At 60.4% G+C, this 1,168-nt stretch carries 1 protein-coding gene; it reads left to right on the top strand.

What is annotated here, in order from left to right; genetic code table 11:
- Positions 1-2: 2 nt before the first annotated feature.
- Positions 3-1,168 (top strand): elongation factor Tu (gene tuf, locus PDO_RS15305; RefSeq protein WP_007603635.1); only part of this gene is annotated, 1,166 nt, incomplete at its 3' end.

The raw sequence follows: 1,168 nt of genomic DNA, 5'->3' as shown, positions 1-1,168 counted from the left end.
AAATGGCAAAGAGTAAGTTTGAACGCAACAAGCCGCACGTTAACATCGGCACGATCGGCCACGTTGACCACGGCAAGACGTCTCTGACGGCTGCGATCACCAAATATTTCGGTGAATACAAGGCCTACGATCAGATCGACGCCGCTCCGGAAGAAAAGGCCCGTGGCATCACCATCTCGACGGCCCACGTCGAATATGAGACGCCCAACCGCCACTACGCCCACGTTGACTGCCCCGGCCACGCCGACTACGTCAAGAACATGATCACCGGAGCCGCGCAGATGGACGGCGCGATCCTGGTTTGCTCGGCTGCCGACGGCCCGATGCCGCAGACCCGCGAGCACATCCTGCTCGCCCGTCAGGTTGGCGTTCCGGCGATCGTTGTCTTCCTCAACAAGGTTGACCAGGTCGACGACGAAGAACTGCTGGAACTGGTCGAACTGGAAGTGCGCGAACTTCTGTCGTCCTACGACTTCCCGGGCGACGACATTCCGTTCGTCAAGGGTTCGGCTCTGGCCGCTCTGAACGACAGCAACAAGACGATCGGCGAAGACGCAGTGCGCGCGCTGATGGCGGCTGTTGACGAATACATCCCGACGCCTGAGCGTCCGATCGACCAGCCGTTCCTGATGCCGATCGAAGACGTGTTCTCGATCTCGGGTCGTGGTACGGTTGTGACCGGCCGCGTCGAGCGTGGCATCGTCAAGGTTGGTGAAGAAGTCGAGTTCGTCGGCATCCGCGCCACCAAGAAGACGACGGTTACCGGCGTTGAAATGTTCCGCAAGCTGCTCGATCAGGGCCAGGCTGGCGACAACATCGGCGCACTGGTCCGTGGTATTCAGCGCGACGACGTCGAGCGTGGCCAGATCCTGTGCAAGCCGGGTTCGGTCAAGCCGCACAAGAAGTTCATGGCTGAAGCCTACATCCTGACGAAGGAAGAAGGCGGCCGTCATACGCCGTTCTTCACCAACTACCGTCCGCAGTTCTACTTCCGCACCACCGACGTGACCGGCATCGTGTCGCTTCCGGAAGGCACGGAAATGGTTATGCCTGGCGACAACGTCACGGTTCAGGTTGAGCTGATCGTTCCGATCGCGATGGAAGAAAAGCTGCGCTTCGCGATCCGCGAAGGCGGCCGCACCGTCGGCGCCGGCATCGTTGCCTCGAT

This window comes from Rhizobium sp. PDO1-076, from assembly GCF_000247475.1.
In the GTDB taxonomy this organism is placed as follows: domain Bacteria; phylum Pseudomonadota; class Alphaproteobacteria; order Rhizobiales; family Rhizobiaceae; genus Allorhizobium.
Note: the sequence above shows the minus strand (reverse complement) of the source record. Positions and strands in the feature narration are given on the sequence as shown.